Genomic DNA, 19,108 nt, shown 5'->3' on the forward strand with positions numbered 1-19,108 from the left:
GTCTCCGGACTCCTCAACCACTCACGGGGCCGCAGGCCCTTTCCCATCGTGGGCGTCAAATAGTGGACGTCCGTACAGGAGGAAATACCAATGCTCATTTCTCAGCGACCCACGCTGACCGAAGAGGTCATCGCTGATAACCGCTCGAAGTTCGTCATCGAGCCCCTGGAGCCAGGTTTCGGGTACACGCTCGGCAATTCGCTGCGCCGCACGCTGCTCTCGTCGATCCCCGGCGCTGCTGTCACCAGCATCCGTATCGACGGCGTTCTCCACGAGTTCACCACCGTCCCGGGCGTGAAGGAAGATGTCACCGACATCATCCTGAACCTCAAGGGCCTCGTCGTGAACTCCGAAGAGGACGAGCCGGTCACCATGTACGTCCGCAAGCAGGGCCCCGGCGCTGTTACCGCAGGCGACATCGTGCCCCCGGCAGGCGTCACCGTGAACAACCCTGATCTGCACATCGCCACCCTGAACGACAAGGGAAAGCTGGAGATCGAGCTCGTTGTCGAGCGCGGTCGCGGCTATGTCCCCGCCGTCCAGAACAAGGCGTCCGGCGCAGAGATCGGCCGTATCCCGGTCGACTCGATCTACTCGCCGGTGCTCAAGGTCACCTACAAGGTGGAGGCCACTCGCGTCGAACAGCGCACCGACTTCGATCGGCTCGTTCTCGACGTGGAAACGAAGAACTCCATCACCGCACGGGACGCGCTCGCTTCTGCGGGCAAGACCCTGGTTGAGCTCTTCGGCCTGGCCCGTGAGCTGAACGTCGAAGCAGAAGGAATCGAGATCGGACCCTCGCCCGCCGAGGCCGATCACATCGCTTCCTTCGGACTCCCCATCGAGGATCTGGACCTCACGGTCCGCTCCTACAACTGCCTCAAGCGCGAAGGTGTTCACACCGTCGGTGAGCTTGTCGGCCGTACCGAGTCCGATCTGCTCGACATCCGCAACTTCGGACAGAAGTCCATCGACGAGGTCAAGGTCAAGCTGCATTCGCTCGGCCTGTCCCTCAAGGACAGCCCCGCATCCTTCGATCCCACCACCGTTGCCGGCTACGACGCCGCCACCGGAACGTGGAGTGACACTGATGCCGGTTCCTTCGGCGATGCCGAGGGTACCGAGGACTACGCCGAGACCGAACAGCTGTAGCAGCTCAGGTCCTTTACTAGGAGATCATCATGCCCAAGCCCAAGAAGGGTGCCCGCTTCGGCGGGTCGGCTTCCCACCAGAAGGCGATTTTCGCCAATCTGGCTACCGCGCTCTTCGAGCACGGTCGCATCACCACCACCGAGTCCAAGGCCAAGGCACTGCGCCCCTACGCCGAGAAGCTCGTCACGCACGCAAAGGCCGGCACGCTGGCTCACCGTCGTGAGGTGCTGAAGGTCATCCGTAACAAGGATGTCGTTCACACCCTGTTCGCCGAGATCGGCCCGTTCTACGCGGACCGTAACGGTGGATACACCCGCATCATCAAGACGATCCCCCGCAAGGGTGATAACGCTCCGATGGCAATCATCGAGCTCGTCAAGGAAAAGACCGTCACCTCCGAGGCTGATCGCGCTCGTCGCGTCAAGTCCTCGCAGGAAGCTCCCGCCGCAGAGAACGTCGTCGAGGCCGTAGAGGCCGACGCGACCGAGGCTGAGGTCGAGAACGCTGACGCAGTCGTCGAGGCCATCGAGGACGAGACCGCAACTGCGGCCGACGCTCCCGAGGCCGAAGAGGCCAAGAAGGACTAGTCTCCCTTGGTTTCGGCACACGCTGAATCGAACGAGCCCGCCGCCCCCACCGGGGACGGCGGGCTCGTTCGATTGCGGCTCGACATCTCCTATGACGGCACCGATTTCTCGGGTTGGGCCCGTCAGACCGACCTGCGCACCGTGTGCGGCGAGATCGAAGACAAGTTGGGAACGGTGCTACGGCAACCGGTTCAGCTCACTGTTGCCGGTCGAACGGACGCCGGTGTCCACGCAACCGGGCAGGTAGCGCACGTCGACGTCCCGGGCGAGTTGCTCCCGGACGACCCTTCGCGACTTGTGCGCAGGCTCGCACGATTCTTGCCCAAGGACGTTCGGGTCAAACAGATCTCGGTGGTTCCCGGTGAGTTCGACGCGCGATTCTCGGCGATGCGACGCTATTACGAGTACCGGGTGACCAACGCGGCATTCGGCGTGGAGCCCCTGCGCGCACGCGATACCGTGTCGTACCCCAAACCACTCGATCTCGGCGCGATGCAGGAAGCGTCGAATCGGCTTCTCGGCCTTCACAACTTCGCGGCATTCTGCAAGCGTCGAGAAGGTGCCACAACGGTGCGAGAGCTGCAACGATTCGACTGGGCACAAGAGGGCACGGTATTCACGGCTTACGTGAATGCGGACGCATTCTGCTGGTCGATGGTTCGCAGTCTCGTCGGCGCAGTCCTCTCCGTCGGTGAGGGACGGCGCACCGCCGACTGGCTGGCAGGTTTGCTCGACGAAACTTCGCGGTCCAGTTCCATCCTCGTTGCGCCGGCGCACGGACTTTCGTTGGTCCGCGTGGACTACCCCGACTACTCCGAACTGGCTGCCCGCAACGCGATTACCCGTGAGACCCGCGAGATTCCGCCTTCGGGTGGATGCTGCGGCGACTGATCGACTGCATACAAAATGCCCTCCCACTCTGGTGTGGGAGGGCATTCGTATCGGGCGGCTATCCCGCCAGTTGGCGCGCGATGACCAGCCGCTGAATCTGGTTGGTGCCCTCGAAGATCTGCGTGATCTTGGCCTCGCGCATGTAGCGCTCGACGGGGAAGTCCTGGGTGTATCCGTACCCACCGAATACTTGAACGGCGTCGGTGGTGACCTTCATTGCCGCGTCGGTGGCAACAAGCTTTGCGACGCTGGCATTGCGCGAATACGGCACTCCGGCGTCGCGGCGGCGGGCAGCATCGAGGTAGGTGGCACGAGCGGAGTCAACTGCGGCAGCCATATCGGCGAGCACGAATCCGAGTCCCTGGTGATCGATGATCCGTTTGCCGAATGCCTTGCGCTCCTTCGCGTAAGCGACCGCGTCGTCGAGCGCGCCCTGGGCGATTCCGACGGCAACAGCAGCGATTCCGAGTCGACCGGAGTCGAGCGCGCTGAAGGCGATCGGGAGCCCCTGTCCGCGCTGACCGATCAATCGCTCGTCAGGAATGAAGGCGTCGTCGTAGTTCGCGGAGGCAGTGGGGACTGCGCGTAGCCCCATCTTCTCTTCTGGTTTACCGAAGCTGAGGCCCTCGGTGTCCTTGTCCACCAGGAGGCAGGAGACCCCGCGTGAGCCGTCGTCGCTGGTGCGGGCGAAGAGGTTGTAGAAGTCCGCCTTGCCGCCGTTGGTGATCCAGGCTTTCGAGCCGTTGACGCGGTAACCGCCTTCGGTGGGCGTCGCCTTGCACGACAACGCGGCGGCGTCGGATCCGGCCTGCGCTTCGGAGAGGCTGTATGCGCCGATGGTGTTGCCGCCCAGCATGTCCGGAAGCCAACGGTTCTTCTGTTCGTCGGTGCCGAAGGTGAACAGCGGGAAGCATGACAGGCTGTGCACGCTGACCGCCACCGCGACCGCGGCCCAGCGAGAGGCGATCTCTTCGAGGACTTGGAGGTACACCTCGTACGGCTGATCGCCGCCACCGAACTCCTCGGGATACGGAAGGCTCAGTAGGCCTGCCTGGCCGAGTGCAGGAAACACTCCGTCGGGATACTTCTCGGCCTTCTCGTATTCGTTGACCTTGGGCGCGAGTACCTTGTCTGCGACATCACGCGTCAGTTCGATGAGATCGCGAGCTTCTTGGCTGGGCATCAGGCGTTCGACGGGCACGGTCGGCTCCTAGCTAGGCAGTAGTACTGAGAACGATACTGCAGTACTGTCTTGCGTATGGCAAGGCTGGTTCGCAAGACGACTGCGCGCAGGGCGGAACTGTTCGATCAATTGGTCGAGCTGTTCCTGAGCGAGGGTTTCGCCCACCTCACGCTCGACGAGATCGCAGCTCGTCTGCACTGCTCCAAGAGCACCTTGTACACCGTGGCGGCCGGCAAGGAGGACCTCGTGCGGGCGGTGACAGTTCACTTCTTCCGTGCGGCGACCGATGCGGTGGAGAGTGCCGTGGCCGCAGAGGCGACGCCCACTCGTCGAGTGGCGGTTTATCTCGAAGCAGTCGGTGATCAATTGTCCCCGGCGTCCCGTCAATTCATGGAAGACCTGTCTGAATCGGCGTCGGCGAGCCAGGTTTACGAGAAGAACACGTCGATCGCCGCGGATCGCGTGCGAGCACTGATCGTGGAGGGGGTGGATTCGGGCGCATTCCGGCAGGTACACGCGTCATTTGTTGCCGATGCGGCCGCGGCGACGATGGTTCGGATCCAGCAACGCGCGGTTTATCGGGCAACGGGATTGGACGACGCCAGCGCGTATCGGGAATTGGCCGCACTCATCACGGACGGGATCACTGCGTGAGAGGTCGCTAGCATCGATGTTCATGGCACCTTTGAACGTCGAAGTCATCGTAGGTTCGGTCCGCGAAGGGCGAATAGGACGAGCAGTGGCGGATTGGTTTGTCGAGCGCGCAACCACGAACCCGTCGTGGAAGGTGTCGGTGATCGACCTCAGAGAGCTGTCGTTGCCCCAGGATTTCTCGGATTCACCTGCCACGGAGGTTTTCCGCAAGCGAATCGGGCGCGCCGACGCTGTTGTTGCCGTGACCTCCGAATACAACCACGGATATCCGGCTGCCCTCAAGACCGCATTCGATTCCGTGAAGCACGAGTGGCGGGCCAAGCCGATCGGCTTCGTGTCCTACGGCGGGATTTCAGGTGGTGTTCGGGCCGTCGAACAGCTGAGGCAAGTAGTGGCGGAGTTGCACATGGTCTCGGTGCGTCAAAGCGTGACCATTCACCGGGTACGTAAGCAATTCGGACACGAGCCGTACGGCATCGATCCGATTGCGATCGATGCGACCGAGAAGATGATTCGTGAATTGCATTGGTGGGGGAGCGGATTGCGTACGCAGCGTGCGAGTGACCCATACCCCGGCTGATCGAGAACCTACGCGATCACGCCATCTGGTGAGCGTCGCCGGCTCGTGGACGACCGATGAACGAGGTCTCGGAAGCAATGGTCACCAGAGTCAGGTCGACGCGCGTACGGCCGGTTTCGACCGTGATCTTGTCGCCGAGTGCGAATGGCTGGACTATCGAAATTTCAGGGTCGATCCGAGGCCATTGGCGCGGATGTCCGTACACGTAGATCGCGGTCACGCCGGCACGCGGAGGCAGCCCCTCGACTCCGTCGAACACGACAGTGTTGAAGGCGCCTTCAGGCCCACCGCCCTGACCGGACACGCGGAGTCGGTCGGGCACTCCCATGGAGTCGGTGAGCGCGGTCCAGGCTTCCGGTCGATCGGTGTGGATGAGTACTCGAGCGCCGGTCGCGATGGCTCTGAAGATCAATTGCTGAGCTAGATAGAGTTCGCCGGCGATAAAGACCGTGTTGACGCCGGGCCCCGAAATTCTTGCTGTGACACCGTTCCCGTTTCGGTCGGAGCCGATGAGCTGGCCGCACCCGGCAAGAGGTAGAGCGAGCGAGTCGAGTGTGTCTGCGTCCATGCGGATGTGCGGCGTGATCGGGTCCAGCGCCGTCAGTGCGGTCGGCAGGTTGGTCAACAGTCCGTCGCGTTGGCGCCCCCGTAACGAGAGCAAACCGGCCAACGGTGCGTTCTCAGGTGGATTGCGCGTGGTGAAACGGCAAGTCGCGCTGACATTCGCCTCTCCGCGTTCGCCGTTGGGGCGCAAACGAATTGTCACGGATGTCCCGACCGTTGCCACTGCCCATATTCGAGTCAGGGTCGAGGTGGTGATGAAGCGGGGTTCAATCCCGTATCCCACGTTGGACACGCCGGGCAACGGGGTACTTCGCCACGTTTCGGTGACCCCATCGCTGTCCACTCCTCTTGTCACCTGGGCAGTGGACGAGACAATTTCCGGTGCGGTCAGGATCCGCGCCTTGCATCCCGCTGTATCGAGAACCCGGATGACACGATTGGCGGCAACAGCGATCGCGCGGCCCGCGCCCTGTTCACCCCCGCCGCGGCGCTCGACTGCTGCAGAACCCTCGAGAGCGTCGAAACGTAGTGCAAGCCACACACTTCTGGTGGCGGTGGCTGGTAGCGGTCCGATGAGTCGTTCGTAGACTTCGGTGGCCGGGGTTCCGGATGCGGCGCGATATCCGTGACTGACAATGTCGATGCCGGTGAGCGAGATGTCGTGCTGATGAAGACAATCCACGAGCGCAGCCGTGGGCAGAAGATGGGACGCGTCGAACGAATGACGCCCGATCCTGGTCAGGTAGTCGCGCGGTGGAGCGATCTCGACGACAGCGACGAGTGAAGATCCGTCCACTCGCAGCCCGATCGACTGCTCGGAGGGGGTGTGAAAACTGACGATCGTTCCGCCGTTCACGTTCTTGTGGCGAAGATAGCGAAAGTACCTGGCAATCCAGGACATTACCGACCAACCGCCCACATGGAGCAGCATTGATCCGGCAACCACACAACCAATTGCCAGCGCCCAGAGCCAATCCAGCCCACTGACCATCGCGATTCCGCCCGCACCGATTCCGAGAATCTGTGCCGACACGAATTCGCGCGCCGAAATCCTGTGCGACGACGGCCAATGCTTCAACCGCGATCGGTCCACGGTTCCTCCCCGATACCTGACCTGCCTACTACCCGAATTTTCCGCCCCAGCGAAACTGTACTGTGTCTTCGCAAGGGGATGTAAGGCACGGGGGGAATGATGGCTGCAACACCTACCACGCGCTGGCAGGTCAACGGATACCGTTTCTTGGTCAGGCGGATGGAACATGCGCTGGTAAGACGAGACGTACGGATGCTTCATGATCCGATGCGATCTCAGTCGCGCGCCTTCACCGTCGGAATAGTCCTCGCCGCAGTGGGATTGGCGGGATGCGCAGTACTCGCCCTCTTTCGGCCACAGGACAAGATCGGTGATGCCGACATTGTGGTCGCAAAAGAATCGGGCGCAATGTTCGTCGCCATGGAGGGTACTTTTCGTCCTGTGCTGAACTTGGCCTCCGCTCGACTGATTCTGGGTTCGCCAGGAAAACCGGCAATGGTCAAGGCATCCGAGGTCGAGGCGAAACCCCGGGGCGCGCTCGTCGGCATTCCCGGCGCACCGTCCGCGCTGCCGGAATCGTCCGACCCGACCAACGCCTTGTGGACGGTATGTGATTCCGTCGGATCCGACGGGAGAAGATCGTTGACGACTTCGGTCCTGGTCGGCTCGTCCAATGTCGGTGATAACACGACATATCTGACGAATGACAGTGGATTTCTGGTGAAGTCGGGTTCCGATCACTTTCTCGTGTACGACGGGAAGCGAGCGGCAATCGATGTGGATAATCCGGCGATCATGCGGGCTTTGGGACTGGAAGGGGCACAGGGGCGTCCGATCAGTACCGGATTCCTCAATTCGATTCCCGAAGTCCCGCGCGTCGAGGCTCCGCGAATTCCCGAACTGGGATCAGCGCCCCGGTTTCCTCTGCAGAACAAGACTGTCGGCTCCGTCGTCCAGGTTTCGGTGGGTGCGGACCCGCAGTACTACGTGGTACTCGAGAACGGTATCCAGAAGGTCGGCGCGGCAGTTGCCCAACTGATCTACTTCTCGGATTCGCAGGGCGCTACCGGGATCACCAGCGTCACCCCAGATGCCATCAGTCGTATCCCCTCGGTGAGTGAGCTGGCCGTCGACTCGTTGCCGCTGGTGGCTCCAGCGGTACTCGACGATCACGACGCACCTGTCGGCTGTCTGGAATGGGGTCCGTCACCTGCCGTCGAGGGCGGCGAAAGCAGTTCTGCAACTCTGAAACTCATCGCTGGATTGCAGGTTCCGATCCCGGAGGGTGGCAAGATGGTGTCCTTGGCGCAGGCGGACGGATCGGGTGACAATCTCGACAGCGTCCATGTCGAACAGGGCTTCGGCGGGTTCGTTCAAGCGACCGGAATCGAGACGAACAGCACCAGACACGACGGAGTATTCTACGTAGCCGATACCGGTGTGAAATACGGAGTACCGGACGAAACTTCCGCTCGCGCCCTCGGATTGACGCGAACGCCTGATCGCGCGCCTTGGCAGATGCTCGATCTACTTGCATCAGGTCCTGCGCTCGAGAAGAGCAATGCACTGATAGCTCACGACGGAGTCGCCCCCGATCCAGCGCCGGCCGCTCCGGTGAACTGATCTCGTCCGACAGTTCAGAGATCGACGTCCCGTCGTTCGGGAAGTCGCCGACGAATTACTCGACGTATGGGCATCGACGCCAACAGTGCCAGTAAGGCGAGAGTACCGACGGTTCCGGCTCCGACGAGTGCCGCGTCGCGAGATCGGTTGTCGGGGGCCTGTGGCGTGGGTAGGGGATCGATCGGTACCGACTGATGGTTGACCCTGACGCGTTCTTCTGGGACCAATTCGCCCGTGACTGCGGCGAGCGGATCGATGACGCCGTGACCGATGTAGGGATTCCAGCCCTGCGCCGGAGCGTGGGCGGTGGCTTCGATACGTTGTATGACCTGAAGTGCAGTCAGTTCCGGGTGAACTGACCTGACCAACGCAGCGGTTGCCGCGACATAGGGCGCAGCGAAACTGGTCCCGTTGAACGACTGCACGGCGCCGTCGGAACCGTAGACTCCGTTGGTCAGACCCGGCGACGTCGGGTGAAGTGAGGTGATTCCGGTGCCGGGCGCCGCCACGTCGACCCATGGACCGCCGAGGCTGAAGGAGCTGGCGGCGCCATTGGGGTCTACCGACCCCACTGTGAGTACATAGTCGTCGTACCAAGCCGGACTGGCAATCGTCACAACCGAGTTCCATGGATCGGCTTGGGGATTGAGGGGATCCGGTGGTGGATTCTGGTTCTTGCAACCTCCGGATCCGACGTTTCCTGCAGCTGCGACGACTACGACATTCTTCGCGATCGTGGCGTATTCGATTGCAGCGCCGAGTCGTTGGTCGTTGATCCCGTCCCCGGCAGGTTTACAGGCGACTTCGGAGATGTTGATGACGCTGGCACCCATGTCCGCAGCGTGACGGACGGCCGATGCCATGGTGTCGACGTTTCCGTACCCGGATGAGTTCTCGGCTACGGCCGGGTCTTCGCGTTGGCCGGCCACCGAGAAGGCTGCACTGGATTGCCTGATCGAGATGATCTGTGCGTCCGGTGCAGCTCCGGAGAATCCGGAACCCTCGACCTGTTCGGCGGCAATGAGACCGGCCACGACTGTTCCGTGTGAGTCACAATCGTCGGTGCCGTCGGAGGTCCCGACGTAGTCACCGCCGCCTTCGAGCGACGGTAGCCGAGGATGCCTGCTGACGCCGGTATCGATGACAGCAATTCGCTGTCCTGCCCCTCGGGTGATCGGCCACACCGAATCGAATCCCAGATCTTGTTGAGAACGTGGAATGTCCGCACCGTCACCAACTGCCACGGCTGGGACGCACAGGGTTCGTTGTTCGGTGGGTTGTGGAGGTGCAGGCGGACCGTCCTCCGGCAGCATTGCAGGATCGACGGGGGAAGGAACCGCGCTCGATGCGCCACCCGCCCCGGCGAGAACGCTGAAGGCAACGATCACGAGACTGGCGCAGATGTTTGTTGCGCGTCGAATCACCATCGATCACCGATCGCTCAGAGGCCACGCATGAGCGCGAAGAGTCCGCTGACCCAGCAGATCAACGGAGCGATTGCTGCAATCGCAGCGAGGTCCAACAGTTCTGCTGCTCGTCGCATCACGGGGCTGAATGTGTTCTGGGGGGCGAGGATTCCCAGAATCAGTGCCAGGAGGAGAACGATCATCGTGATGGCGAAGATGACCATGGCATAGTCGCGATGCGCCCATGCCATGTCGCCCAGGAGAACGAGAATCACCGAGATCCCGGCCGTGATGAGTGGGATCGCCTGCTGCGCGCCCGCGTAGGTGCGCCCACGAAACATCAACACGACGGAAGTCGCGAAAGCGAGAGCAAGGTTCGGCCAGACGATCCCCTGACCAGGCCAGGACCACGCGAGTGCGACGGCAGCGGTGAGTGCGACCACTGACGTGGCCACGATCAGCCCCGTCAGATAGCTACGGGCCCGCCCTGCCCTTTCAGCCAACTCGGTCAGCCCGGGTAGTTCGGGCTCGGGCAGTCCGTCACGGTCGTCGTCGAGGGGATTACCCGGTGTCGGAACCGGGGGAAGCGGTAGTCGCGCGAACAACATCGACAGTCGAGCGGTGAACGTCAGAACGAGTAATGCTGTGGCAATCACCGCGCCGCTGACGGTCGCGGTGCGCGCCTCGGGAAGCGTCGTCGTGACGGCGAAGGTGCCCACGGCCGCGAGAAGGACGACGAGAAGTGCGGTGAAAACAGCTAATCCGGCACCGCACAGGCGGAGGCAGATCAGAGTTACCGCGGCTGCAAATGCCGAACCGAGAAGCAGATGAGCCGAAATAACAGTGCCGGGTACGCAGAGTGCGCCGGAGACGAACGCCAGCGGCACCGACGCGCAGCCGAGCGTGACGGAACTTGCTGTGTCTCCGTACACGCGCGCTGTCACGACCGCGGCGACGGTGAACACCAAGGACGTGACTCCGCCGCAGACGGCGCCGATCAGCCCGGTATCGCCGAGGACCAGGGTGAGGGCCGCGATGAGCGCAGCGACGAGGGCGGCGCTCGAGCCGACAATGCGCGCGGTGATCGGAGTCCAGCGTCGGTAGATGTCTGCGTCCGTGGCCGCGACGGTGTACATGATGTCGTCGAAAAGTGGGGGTGGGGCAGCCGTGTCCGCAGCATCGAGTACGAGCAATTCCCCATCGCGGATTCCGTGCTCGTGCAACGACAGCGTCGGTGACAGCGGTGCCCTGCCGACTTTGGACAGAGTCCAGTCGACGGGCTCGAATTGTTCGGTGCTCTGGTCGAACTCGTTGAAATTGCTGTGATTGACAATTGTGTCCACAATGCCCGGAATGACCACCGCGAGCGGAACACGAAGCGGCACCGCAAGATCCACCTGCGAATGCGCTGAAAGTACCGTCAACCTGCACAGCTCGGCAGAATGACTCGCGCGTCGTCCGTTTCCGGTGTTCGCAGCGCTGGTTGTAGTGGTGCTGGTCAAGATCTATCCCCTCCTATGACGCGATTCCCCCTTCGCGTCACCCCAGTTCACCCGAACAATACGACATGAAGTGCGCGCCCGTGTCAGGAGAGCTCCGACAACAGGTGGTACCGACCCGAGTGTCGGTGTTGTGATCTACTCTTTTGCAATTGCGCGATCACGCCTTGGGGGGCGGGCCGGTGGTAGTCGGACGAGGCGCATGGCGGCATCAGCCGCAGCACCGATGGGGTGGGTGAATTGAGTACTGTCAGATTTGCGCGTCGAGCGCGCCGCGAATCGCCGCGCACACCGGGCGGCGAAGTGACGCTGCAGGCCCCACCGGAGATTCCTCGTGTCACGCCGGGAAACCTACTGACCAAACTACTTCCGGTGATCATGGTGGTTGCGATGATCGGCATGGTGGCGCTGATGTTTTCTTCCGGCATGGCGCGCAATCCGATGTCCCTGCTGTTTCCGGTCATGATGATGGTGTCGATGCTCGGGATGCTTGCCGGGGGCGGTCGTAGCGGTGGAGCAAGAGCTTCCGAAGCGAACGAGGACCGCAAGGACTACCTGCGGTACCTGGATCAGATGCGCAGTGACGTCGCTGCGACGTCCGGTGCGCAGCGTGCTGCTCTTCAATGGAGCAATCCCGAGCCGTCGCTGCTCTGGACACTCGCCGGAACTGTGCGGATGTGGGAGCGTCAGATCACCGACTCGGACTACTGTCACGTTCGTGTCGGTCTGGGTACACAGCGATTGGCCACCAGACTCGTATCTCCGGAGACCGGTCCGGTCGAGGATCTCGAACCCGTCGCTGCTGTCTCCCTTCGGCGTTTCGTCCGTGCGCATTCGGTTGTACAGGACCTGCCGACCGCCGTCTCACTTCGCGGATTTGCTGCGATGTCCATCGAGGGGCAGCGAGATTCAGCTCGTGCGCTTGTCCGCTCGATGTTGATGCAGCTGTGCACTTTCCATGGTCCGGACACGGTCCAAGTTGCGGTGGTGTGCGGACCCGATACCGAATCCGAGTGGGAGTGGGTCAAGTGGCTCCCACACGTGCAACACCCGGAGTCTCAGGACGGCGCGGGTGCTTCACGCATGGTGTTCGGTTCGTATCTCGAGTTCGAAAGTTCCCTCGGGGAACCGCTTTCGATGCGGGCTCGATTCGCTCGCAACACTCCGGCGAGTGCGGGTGTTCCGCATCTCGTGTTGGTCGTCGACGGTGGGTTGCTCGAAGGTGACACCGGCCTGTTGTCCGAATCCGGGCTCGACTCGGTGACCGTCCTCGATCTGTGCGGGTTCTGCCCGCGACTGGCGGCGGCGCGCGGTTTGCGACTGGTCGTCGGTAGCGATCAGATCGGTGCGGTGAGCAGCGCAGGAGTCGAGAACTTTGCGACGCCCGACGCGGCGTCGACCAGCCTGGCGCAGTCGTTCGGACGTCGCATCGCACCGTTCCGTGCGGCATCGCAGTACGCCGTCGACGCAGCTGACGACGACCGGTCCGTTCGGACCTGGAGTCAGATGTTGGGGATCGGAAACATTGCGAGGTTCAATCCTGAGCATGGCTGGCTGCCACGTCAGGGGCGCGATCGACTCCGCGTGCCGATCGGAGTCGGACAAGACGGAAACCCCGTCGAACTGGATCTGAAGGAGTCGGCCGAGAACGGTATGGGCCCGCACGGGCTGTGTATCGGAGCCACCGGTTCCGGTAAGTCGGAGTTCCTGCGAACGTTGGTGCTCGGCCTGATCGCGACGCACTCACCCAACGCACTGAACCTCGTCCTCATCGACTTCAAAGGTGGTGCAACCTTTCTCGGCCTCGAAGAGGCGCCGCACGTTGCTGCGATCATCACCAACCTCGCCGAGGAATTGGCGATGGTCGATCGTATGAGGGACGCTCTCGCCGGCGAAATGAACCGTCGACAAGAATTGCTGCGTGCGTCAGGAAACTTCGCAAACGTCTCCGACTACGAGAAGGCGAGGCTGGCCGGCGCTGCACTCGATCCGTTGCCTGCGCTCTTCGTGGTTGTCGACGAGTTTTCCGAACTGCTCAGTCAACAGCCGGAATTTGCCGAATTGTTCGTGGCGATAGGGCGATTGGGTAGGTCACTTCACATTCACCTGCTGTTGGCCAGTCAGCGACTCGACGAAGGAAAGCTACGCGGTCTCGACAGCCATCTTTCGTATCGGATCGGTTTGAAAACGTTCTCGGCGAACGAGTCTCGTTCCGTCCTCGGCGTTCCCGATGCTTATCACCTACCGGGCACACCCGGTGCGGGATACCTGAAGTCCGATTCGGCGGAGATCGTCCGCTTCCAAGGTGCCTACGTGTCAGGCCCGTACGAGGGCGAGCGGATAGTGCCCACTCGATTCTCGGTCGATTCTCCCGTCGAACTTGCGCCGCTGCCCTTTACCGCGACGCCGGTGATCGGCCCGGAGGCTGTTGTCGTTCCCGTCGAACCCGACGTCATCGACATGGGTGAAGTCGGTGACGATGCACGTTCTCTCATGGGAGTCCTCGTCGACCGCATGCGCGGTCACGGTCCACGTGCGCATGAGGTGTGGCTCCCACCGCTCGAGTCATCTCCGACGCTCGACCAGTTGTTGCCGCGGTGGGCGGCCGGTGATCAACCTCGCGGAAATCTGAGCGCACCCTTCGGCATAGTCGACAGGCCATTCGATCAGCGCCGCGATCTACTCGTCGCCGATCTCAACGGATCGACAGGCAACCTCGCGATCGTCGGTGGCCCGCAGTCGGGAAAGTCGACGGCATTGCGCACGTTGATCTTGTCTCTGAGCATGACGCACACGTCAGAACAGATTCAGTTCTACTGCCTCGACTTCGGTGGTGGAACGCTCCTCGGATTGAAAGATCTGCCGCACGTCGGATCGGTGGCAAACCGATTGGATTCCGACCGCGTCCGGCGCACAGTTGCCGAGGTACTCGGTGTGGTCGCCAAACGCGAGCGACTGTTTCGTGACCTCGGCATCGAATCCATGGCCGATTTCCGTAGATTGCGAACAGCTGATCCCACCGGAGAAGGAGCGGCTGCGGGACTCCGAGAGGACCCGTACGGTGACGTCTTCCTCGTCGTCGACGGTTGGCCCAGCGTGCGTTCGGATTTCGAATCACTCGAGCCTCAGATAAACATGCTCGCCGGTCAAGGTTTGTCCTTCGGTGTGCACGTGATCGTCACGACGTCGAGGTGGGCCGAGATCCGGCCGGCACTCAAGGATCAACTGGGTACTCGTATCGAACTTCGATTGGGTGATCCGGGCGATTCGGATGCGGGTCGCCAGAAAGCGAGCCTGGTACCGGAACGTCGACCGGGTCGTGGCATCACTCGCGACGGACTTCACCTTCTCACCGGACTACCTCGAATCGACGACACGCCGAGTAGTGAGAACTCGAGTGCGGCTGTGGCATCGACCGTCGAACGTATTGCAGCCATCTCGAATTCGCGTCCGGCGCCGACCGTGCGGATGCTTCCGGATTCGTACTCGCGGGCAGAACTACTCGAAACTGTCGGGACTCGGTGGCCCTCACCGAGTGCGGCCGACGGTCGGTGCCTCACCGTACCGATCGGGCTCGGTGAGACCGACCTCGCCCCGGTGTACATGGACTTCCGGGAACACCCGCACTTCTTGATATTCGGCGACACCGCGTGTGGGAAGACATCTCTCTTGCGCGGAATAGCCGAAGGGATCATCGCGTCGAATACGCCGGCTCAGGCCAAGCTGATCATCGGTGACTATCGGCATTCCCTACTGGGGGTGGTCGAAGGGAATCACCTCGGCGGGTACTCGGCGTCGTCGACGACGTTCGGTGAGTTGATGGTCGACCTGGCTCGGATCGTGGCCGCCAGAATGCCGAACGCGGAGACGACACAGCAGCAACTACGGGAACGGTCGTGGTGGAGTGGGCCGGAGATTTACGTATTGATCGACGACTACGACCTTGTGGCCACATCGAGTGGCAACCCTGTGGCGCCGTTGCTCGAATACATCCCACATTCCAAGGACATCGGTTTGCATCTGGTGATTGCCCGCCGTTCCGGTGGCGCAGCCAGAGCTCTGTACGAACCGGTGATTGCGAGAATCCGCGACATGGCGCCGGCTGGATTGATCATGAGCGGAAGTCGTGACGAGGGAAATCTCGTCGGCACTGTCCGCGCGTCGGCAATGCCGGAAGGTCGTGGGGTTTACGTTTCTCGCTCGCAAACCCAACTTGTCCAAGTTCCGTGGATGCCACCGCTGTGACCGTTCCGTCCGCGGTGTCGGTCTCGGTACATTGGGGCGCATCCAACATCTGGGTCGTATCGGGTCAACGCGAATTCTGTTGTAGTGCAGACCTCAGACGCGAACCGGCGTCGGGGCCCGGTACGACCGTTGTCAATGCGATCGATTTTGTCGACGACGATTATGTCGACGTGGACGGTCGGATTGTCCCGACCGTATTGGAGTTGGCCAGGCTGATCTCCAGCGCGATGGACGGGTGCGGAATCGTCGACGCAGACATTCTTTATCTCAGTCATCCCTCGGATTGGGGCGTCCCGCGCAGGCGCCGATTGCTGGATGCCGCACGGCGAGTGGCGCACGACGTCGTCCTCGTGCCGACCGCGATCGCGGCGGCGAGGTCGGCGCATACGGCCTGGCGATCGCGGTGTGTCGTCCTCGAACTGCGCGGCGGAATGGTGGTCGCTTCCGTTGTCGGTGAGGTTGACGGTGAACTACGAATCGACGGGGCACAAAGTTCGGAGATCGCAGACGTTGCGGGTTTGTTTTCCGCGATCGGGGACTTGTCGGTTCGGGACGCTGTGGTGTTGGTCGGGCCGCGCTCCCACGCGGTTGCGGCTTCGCTCGAACGTGGGCCGACGAATGTTCACGGTCACGCGAGCATTCGAATTCTGGACGAGAGCCGTATGGCTTCGTCTCTGGTGGATCCTCGAGCGCTCGTTCGCCAGACAACCGTGCGGGACAGTTCCGGGCGAATCGTCGACAATTCGGCTTTTGGTGCCGGGTGGGTAGGCACTCCGGACATTGCGATGTCGGTTCCTCGCGCGGACTCGAATGCCCCTCTGCCGCGTCGTGTCGATGGGAACTTCGGAGGCCGTCGACGGTTCGCTGTGGCGCTTGTAGTGGGAGCCGTCGCCGCTGCGGCCGCGGCGACGATCGTGGTGTCCATTCGCGATCGAGGCGATTCTCCGTCGGCGGAGTCGGTCGCAGCTACGGCGGAAGACAATGTTGAGAACGTACAAGCGTCGAAAGAGCAGGGAAAGCCTGTCCCGAAGAATTCGCTTCCGTCGATCGAAGCCGGTGCCAGGCCGGAACTCGTGCGTGTGGACCTGGGAAGCGTTGCAGCAGAACTACCTTCCGATTGGAAACTTGTGCCGCGAGGGGCCTCGAGCGGGCGTACCGATTTGTTGCCCAGCTCCGGCGCGGATCGCAAGATCGTGGTCGTCGAGAAACGCTTGGCCGAAGGTGCGGGATTCGATTCCGTCGAAGCTGCTTTGCGTCAGCAGTTTTCGACGTTCGAGGACCCTTTGAGGTTCGGGGAGTTTTCCGTGCTCGACGATGGTGCAGGAAAACAGGCAGTGGTGTATCTCGAGTTTCCGGACGATTTCTCCGAGGTGCGTTGGCACGTGTACGTCGACAACGGATGGCAAGTGAGTATCGGCTGCCAGTATCTTCTCGGCGAGTGGGACAGTCTCGAAGCGGACTGCCTGCGGACGTGGCAGTCACTCGAATTCACGCCGTGACCTCGGATCGGTTGGTTCTGAAAATATTCTTCGGTCGGGCCGGAACCGTTGGCACTGAGGTCGCGTCAAAGTATGTGTAGCGCACATCAGGGAGTTCCGCTCGACCCCGGTGCACGTCCGACGGACAAGCCGTCGTGTGTGATCGCCGATACCGAACGGTACTCACCGAATCCAGGGGGACGACATGGGCTTTACCGCAACTACCGCTGAATTGATCGATTCGGCGGGGACCATCGACGGACATCTCGGTGACATCAGGGGACTGGTCAACGCTGTTCGGTCGGAGGCCGACGCTTCGCACAATTCGTGGAACGGCGCGGCGCAGGTCGAATACGCAGGGATCATGGAGCGATACAACAGCGCGGCCCTGAAGTTGGACACTGCTCTGACCGATATCTGCGAGCAGATCAAGCAGGCTGCGGGAACCTTCGACTCGACCGAAGACGACAACGTCAGCTCGCTTCGCGGCGCGACGGTGAACATGTCCTGACCGTCAGCTCTTCACAGTTCGATCGAGCAGTTCTCAGCCAGTAGTTCTCACAAGATCTCTTCAGTCACACCGAACCGGGAGCAGTTATGTCCGACAGGATCAAGTACGACTTCGGCGGCCTCGCAATGCTGTCCGATCAGATGAAACAGCAGGCCAAAGCGATCAACGACAAGCAGGGCGACATCAAAGTTGTCGTGGACAAGCTGCAAGCAGGTTGGGAAGGCGCAGGTTCCGAAGCGTGGAACGACGCACAGCGCCGCTGGGCCCAGGCCTCCGAAGAACTGAACATGGTTCTCGCGCAGATCGCCGGAGCGACGGCAAGCGGTTCCGAGAAGATGCAGGAAGCTGATCGGATCGCCGCAAACGGGTTCGGTCGCTGACAGCAATCATGTCGTGATGACACCCGACTGCCCCGGTACTGACAGGTGCCGGGGCAGTCGTGCTGGACGAGGATGCTGTTGGCAGGGAGGGCCGCGCTTTGACCTGGCCGCGCTTTGACCTGGCGGTGGGTAGACCGGTATCGTCTATCGGTGGCGTGCCGTAGGGCTCCGGCAGAAATGCGTGGAGACCGGCGGTTCTCGGGTCTCAACTGGCCGCCGAGGATCGTTTACGCGATACGCACATGGTCAGCAGTGGAATGAATTAAGACGAGGAAGATCTGTGTCTACGTACACCCCGAAGGCCGGAGATGTGACCCACTCGTGGCACGTCATCGACGCCACTGACGTGGTGCTCGGCCGTCTTGCCGTTCAGGCAGCGAACTTGCTGCGTGGCAAGCACAAGCCCACCTACGCGCCGCACATCGACGGTGGTGACTTCGTTGTCATCATCAACGCTGAGAAGGTTGCCATCAGCGGCAACAAGCTCCAGGGCAAGAACGTTTACCACCACTCCGGATTCCCGGGTGGCCTGAAGTCCCGCACTGTCGGTGAGGTCCTCGACAGGACTCCCGATCGTCTCGTCGAGAAGGCCATTGTCGGCATGCTCCCCAAGACGAAGCTCGGCCGCGCAATGAGCAGCAAGCTCAAGGTCTACGCGGGCCCGAATCACCCCCACACCGCGCAGCAGCCGGTGCCGTTCGAGATCAAGCAGGTCGCACAGTGACATCGCCGGAAGAGCAGAACGTGTCCGAAGAGAACATCGAAGCAGTGGAAGAGCTTGTTTCCGCTGACGCAGTCGAGGTCGTCGAAGAGGTTGCTGCAGCTACGCTCGCACCGATCGTCCTCGATCGCCCGGTCCAGACCGTCGGTCGCCGCAAGGAGGCTGTCGTTCGCGTCCGGATGGCTCCCGGCACCGGTCAGTTCAAGCTCAACGGCCGTACGTTGGAGGATTACTTCCCCAACAAGGTTCACCAGCAGCTGATCAAGGCTCCGCTGGTGCTCGTCGAGCGTCCCGAGTCTTTCGACATCATTGCACTGCTGCACGGTGGCGGCCCGTCCGGTCAGGCAGGCGCTCTGCGTCTGGCTATCGCGCGCGCACTCATCGAGGTAACCCCTGATGATCGTCCGGCCCTCAAGCGTGCAGGCTTCCTGACGCGTGACGCCCGCGCTGTCGAGCGTAAGAAGTACGGCCTGAAGAAGGCCCGTAAGGCATCGCAGTACTCCAAGCGCTGATGCTTTGCCGAGGTTGACCCAACGGGTCTGCTTCGGCACCTGTTCACCACAAGAGCGGGCGTCCATCGTTACCGGACGCCCGCTCTTGT

At 61.9% G+C, this 19,108-nt stretch carries 16 protein-coding genes; 12 read left to right on the forward strand and 4 right to left on the reverse strand.

Annotated elements, in window-relative coordinates; translation table 11 throughout:
* The first annotated feature begins 90 nt into the window (after positions 1–90).
* The 3 genes from ACFQ6H_RS25325 to truA are packed head-to-tail and all read left to right on the forward strand — an operon-like array spanning position 91 to position 2,630.
* Entirely contained in the window at positions 91–1,152 is a 1,062-nt protein-coding gene (locus ACFQ6H_RS25325; protein ID WP_003941016.1) for a DNA-directed RNA polymerase subunit alpha, read from the forward strand.
* A gap of 29 nt (positions 1,153–1,181) precedes the next feature.
* Entirely contained in the window at positions 1,182–1,739 is a 558-nt protein-coding gene (rplQ, locus tag ACFQ6H_RS25330; RefSeq protein ID WP_020906897.1) for a 50S ribosomal protein L17, read from the forward strand.
* 6 nt (positions 1,740–1,745) lie between these two features.
* Complete coding sequence (gene truA, locus ACFQ6H_RS25335) at positions 1,746–2,630, forward strand: tRNA pseudouridine(38-40) synthase TruA (RefSeq protein ID WP_378649322.1); 885 nt, start codon at positions 1,746–1,748, stop codon at positions 2,628–2,630.
* Between the two features lie 58 nt (positions 2,631–2,688).
* Here the strand turns inward: truA and ACFQ6H_RS25340 are convergent, their stop codons facing one another.
* Positions 2,689–3,831 carry an acyl-CoA dehydrogenase family protein gene (locus ACFQ6H_RS25340; RefSeq protein ID WP_230812255.1) on the reverse strand — a complete coding sequence of 381 codons (1,143 nt, stop codon included), beginning with the start codon at positions 3,829–3,831 and terminating at the stop codon, positions 2,689–2,691.
* A 57-nt stretch (positions 3,832–3,888) separates the two neighbouring features.
* Here ACFQ6H_RS25340 and ACFQ6H_RS25345 point away from each other — a divergent pair, with 57 nt between their 5' ends.
* The gene (locus ACFQ6H_RS25345; RefSeq protein WP_378503995.1) at positions 3,889–4,467 is read left to right on the forward strand and encodes a TetR/AcrR family transcriptional regulator; all 579 of its coding nucleotides are present in this window, start codon (positions 3,889–3,891) and stop codon (positions 4,465–4,467) included.
* Between the two features lie 22 nt (positions 4,468–4,489).
* Positions 4,490–5,047 carry an NADPH-dependent FMN reductase gene (locus ACFQ6H_RS25350; RefSeq protein ID WP_378447816.1) on the forward strand — a complete coding sequence of 186 codons (558 nt, stop codon included), beginning with the start codon at positions 4,490–4,492 and terminating at the stop codon, positions 5,045–5,047.
* A 16-nt stretch (positions 5,048–5,063) separates the two neighbouring features.
* Here the strand turns inward: ACFQ6H_RS25350 and eccE are convergent, their stop codons facing one another.
* Complete coding sequence (eccE, locus tag ACFQ6H_RS25355; protein WP_378649324.1) at positions 5,064–6,704, reverse strand: type VII secretion protein EccE; 1,641 nt, start codon at positions 6,702–6,704, stop codon at positions 5,064–5,066.
* Between the two features lie 96 nt (positions 6,705–6,800).
* Here eccE and eccB point away from each other — a divergent pair, with 96 nt between their 5' ends.
* Complete coding sequence (gene eccB / locus ACFQ6H_RS25360; RefSeq protein ID WP_378649326.1) at positions 6,801–8,267, forward strand: type VII secretion protein EccB; 1,467 nt, start codon at positions 6,801–6,803, stop codon at positions 8,265–8,267.
* Between the two features lie 14 nt (positions 8,268–8,281).
* On the opposite strand, the gene mycP is transcribed toward eccB, so the two are convergent.
* Both mycP and eccD read right to left on the reverse strand, forming a co-directional pair.
* A complete protein-coding gene (gene mycP, locus ACFQ6H_RS25365) occupies positions 8,282–9,694 on the reverse strand; it encodes a type VII secretion-associated serine protease mycosin (protein ID WP_378649328.1) in 1,413 nt (470 codons plus the stop codon).
* Between the two features lie 14 nt (positions 9,695–9,708).
* Positions 9,709–11,175, reverse strand: a complete 1,467-nt coding sequence (gene eccD, locus ACFQ6H_RS25370) for a type VII secretion integral membrane protein EccD (RefSeq protein WP_378649330.1) — start codon at positions 11,173–11,175, stop codon at positions 9,709–9,711.
* 237 nt (positions 11,176–11,412) lie between these two features.
* Here eccD and eccCa point away from each other — a divergent pair, with 237 nt between their 5' ends.
* From eccCa to rpsI, 6 genes are all read left to right on the forward strand, one after another.
* Positions 11,413–15,417, forward strand: coding sequence for a type VII secretion protein EccCa (gene eccCa / locus ACFQ6H_RS25375; RefSeq protein WP_378649332.1), 4,005 nt, complete (start codon positions 11,413–11,415; stop codon positions 15,415–15,417).
* Entirely contained in the window at positions 15,414–16,916 is a 1,503-nt protein-coding gene (locus ACFQ6H_RS25380) for a type VII secretion-associated protein (RefSeq protein WP_378549901.1), read from the forward strand. The genes eccCa and ACFQ6H_RS25380 overlap by 4 nt, the downstream gene beginning before the upstream one ends.
* A 184-nt stretch (positions 16,917–17,100) precedes the next feature.
* A complete protein-coding gene (locus ACFQ6H_RS25385; RefSeq protein WP_003940986.1) occupies positions 17,101–17,406 on the forward strand; it encodes a WXG100 family type VII secretion target in 306 nt (101 codons plus the stop codon).
* A gap of 86 nt (positions 17,407–17,492) precedes the next feature.
* Positions 17,493–17,786 (forward strand): WXG100 family type VII secretion target, encoded by a 294-nt coding sequence (locus ACFQ6H_RS25390; protein ID WP_003940975.1) that lies wholly within the window; start codon positions 17,493–17,495, stop codon positions 17,784–17,786.
* A 280-nt stretch (positions 17,787–18,066) separates the two neighbouring features.
* The gene (gene rplM / locus ACFQ6H_RS25395) at positions 18,067–18,510 is read left to right on the forward strand and encodes a 50S ribosomal protein L13 (RefSeq protein WP_019747566.1); all 444 of its coding nucleotides are present in this window, start codon (positions 18,067–18,069) and stop codon (positions 18,508–18,510) included.
* On the forward strand, positions 18,507–19,019 hold the full coding sequence (gene rpsI / locus ACFQ6H_RS25400; RefSeq protein ID WP_230812265.1) for a 30S ribosomal protein S9: 513 nt from the start codon (positions 18,507–18,509) through the stop codon (positions 19,017–19,019). The genes rplM and rpsI overlap by 4 nt, the downstream gene beginning before the upstream one ends.
* The last annotated feature ends 89 nt before the right edge of the window (positions 19,020–19,108 follow it).

The organism is Rhodococcus sp. NPDC056506, assembly GCF_042794945.1.
Taxonomy (GTDB): Bacteria; Actinomycetota; Actinomycetes; order Mycobacteriales; family Mycobacteriaceae; genus Rhodococcus_F.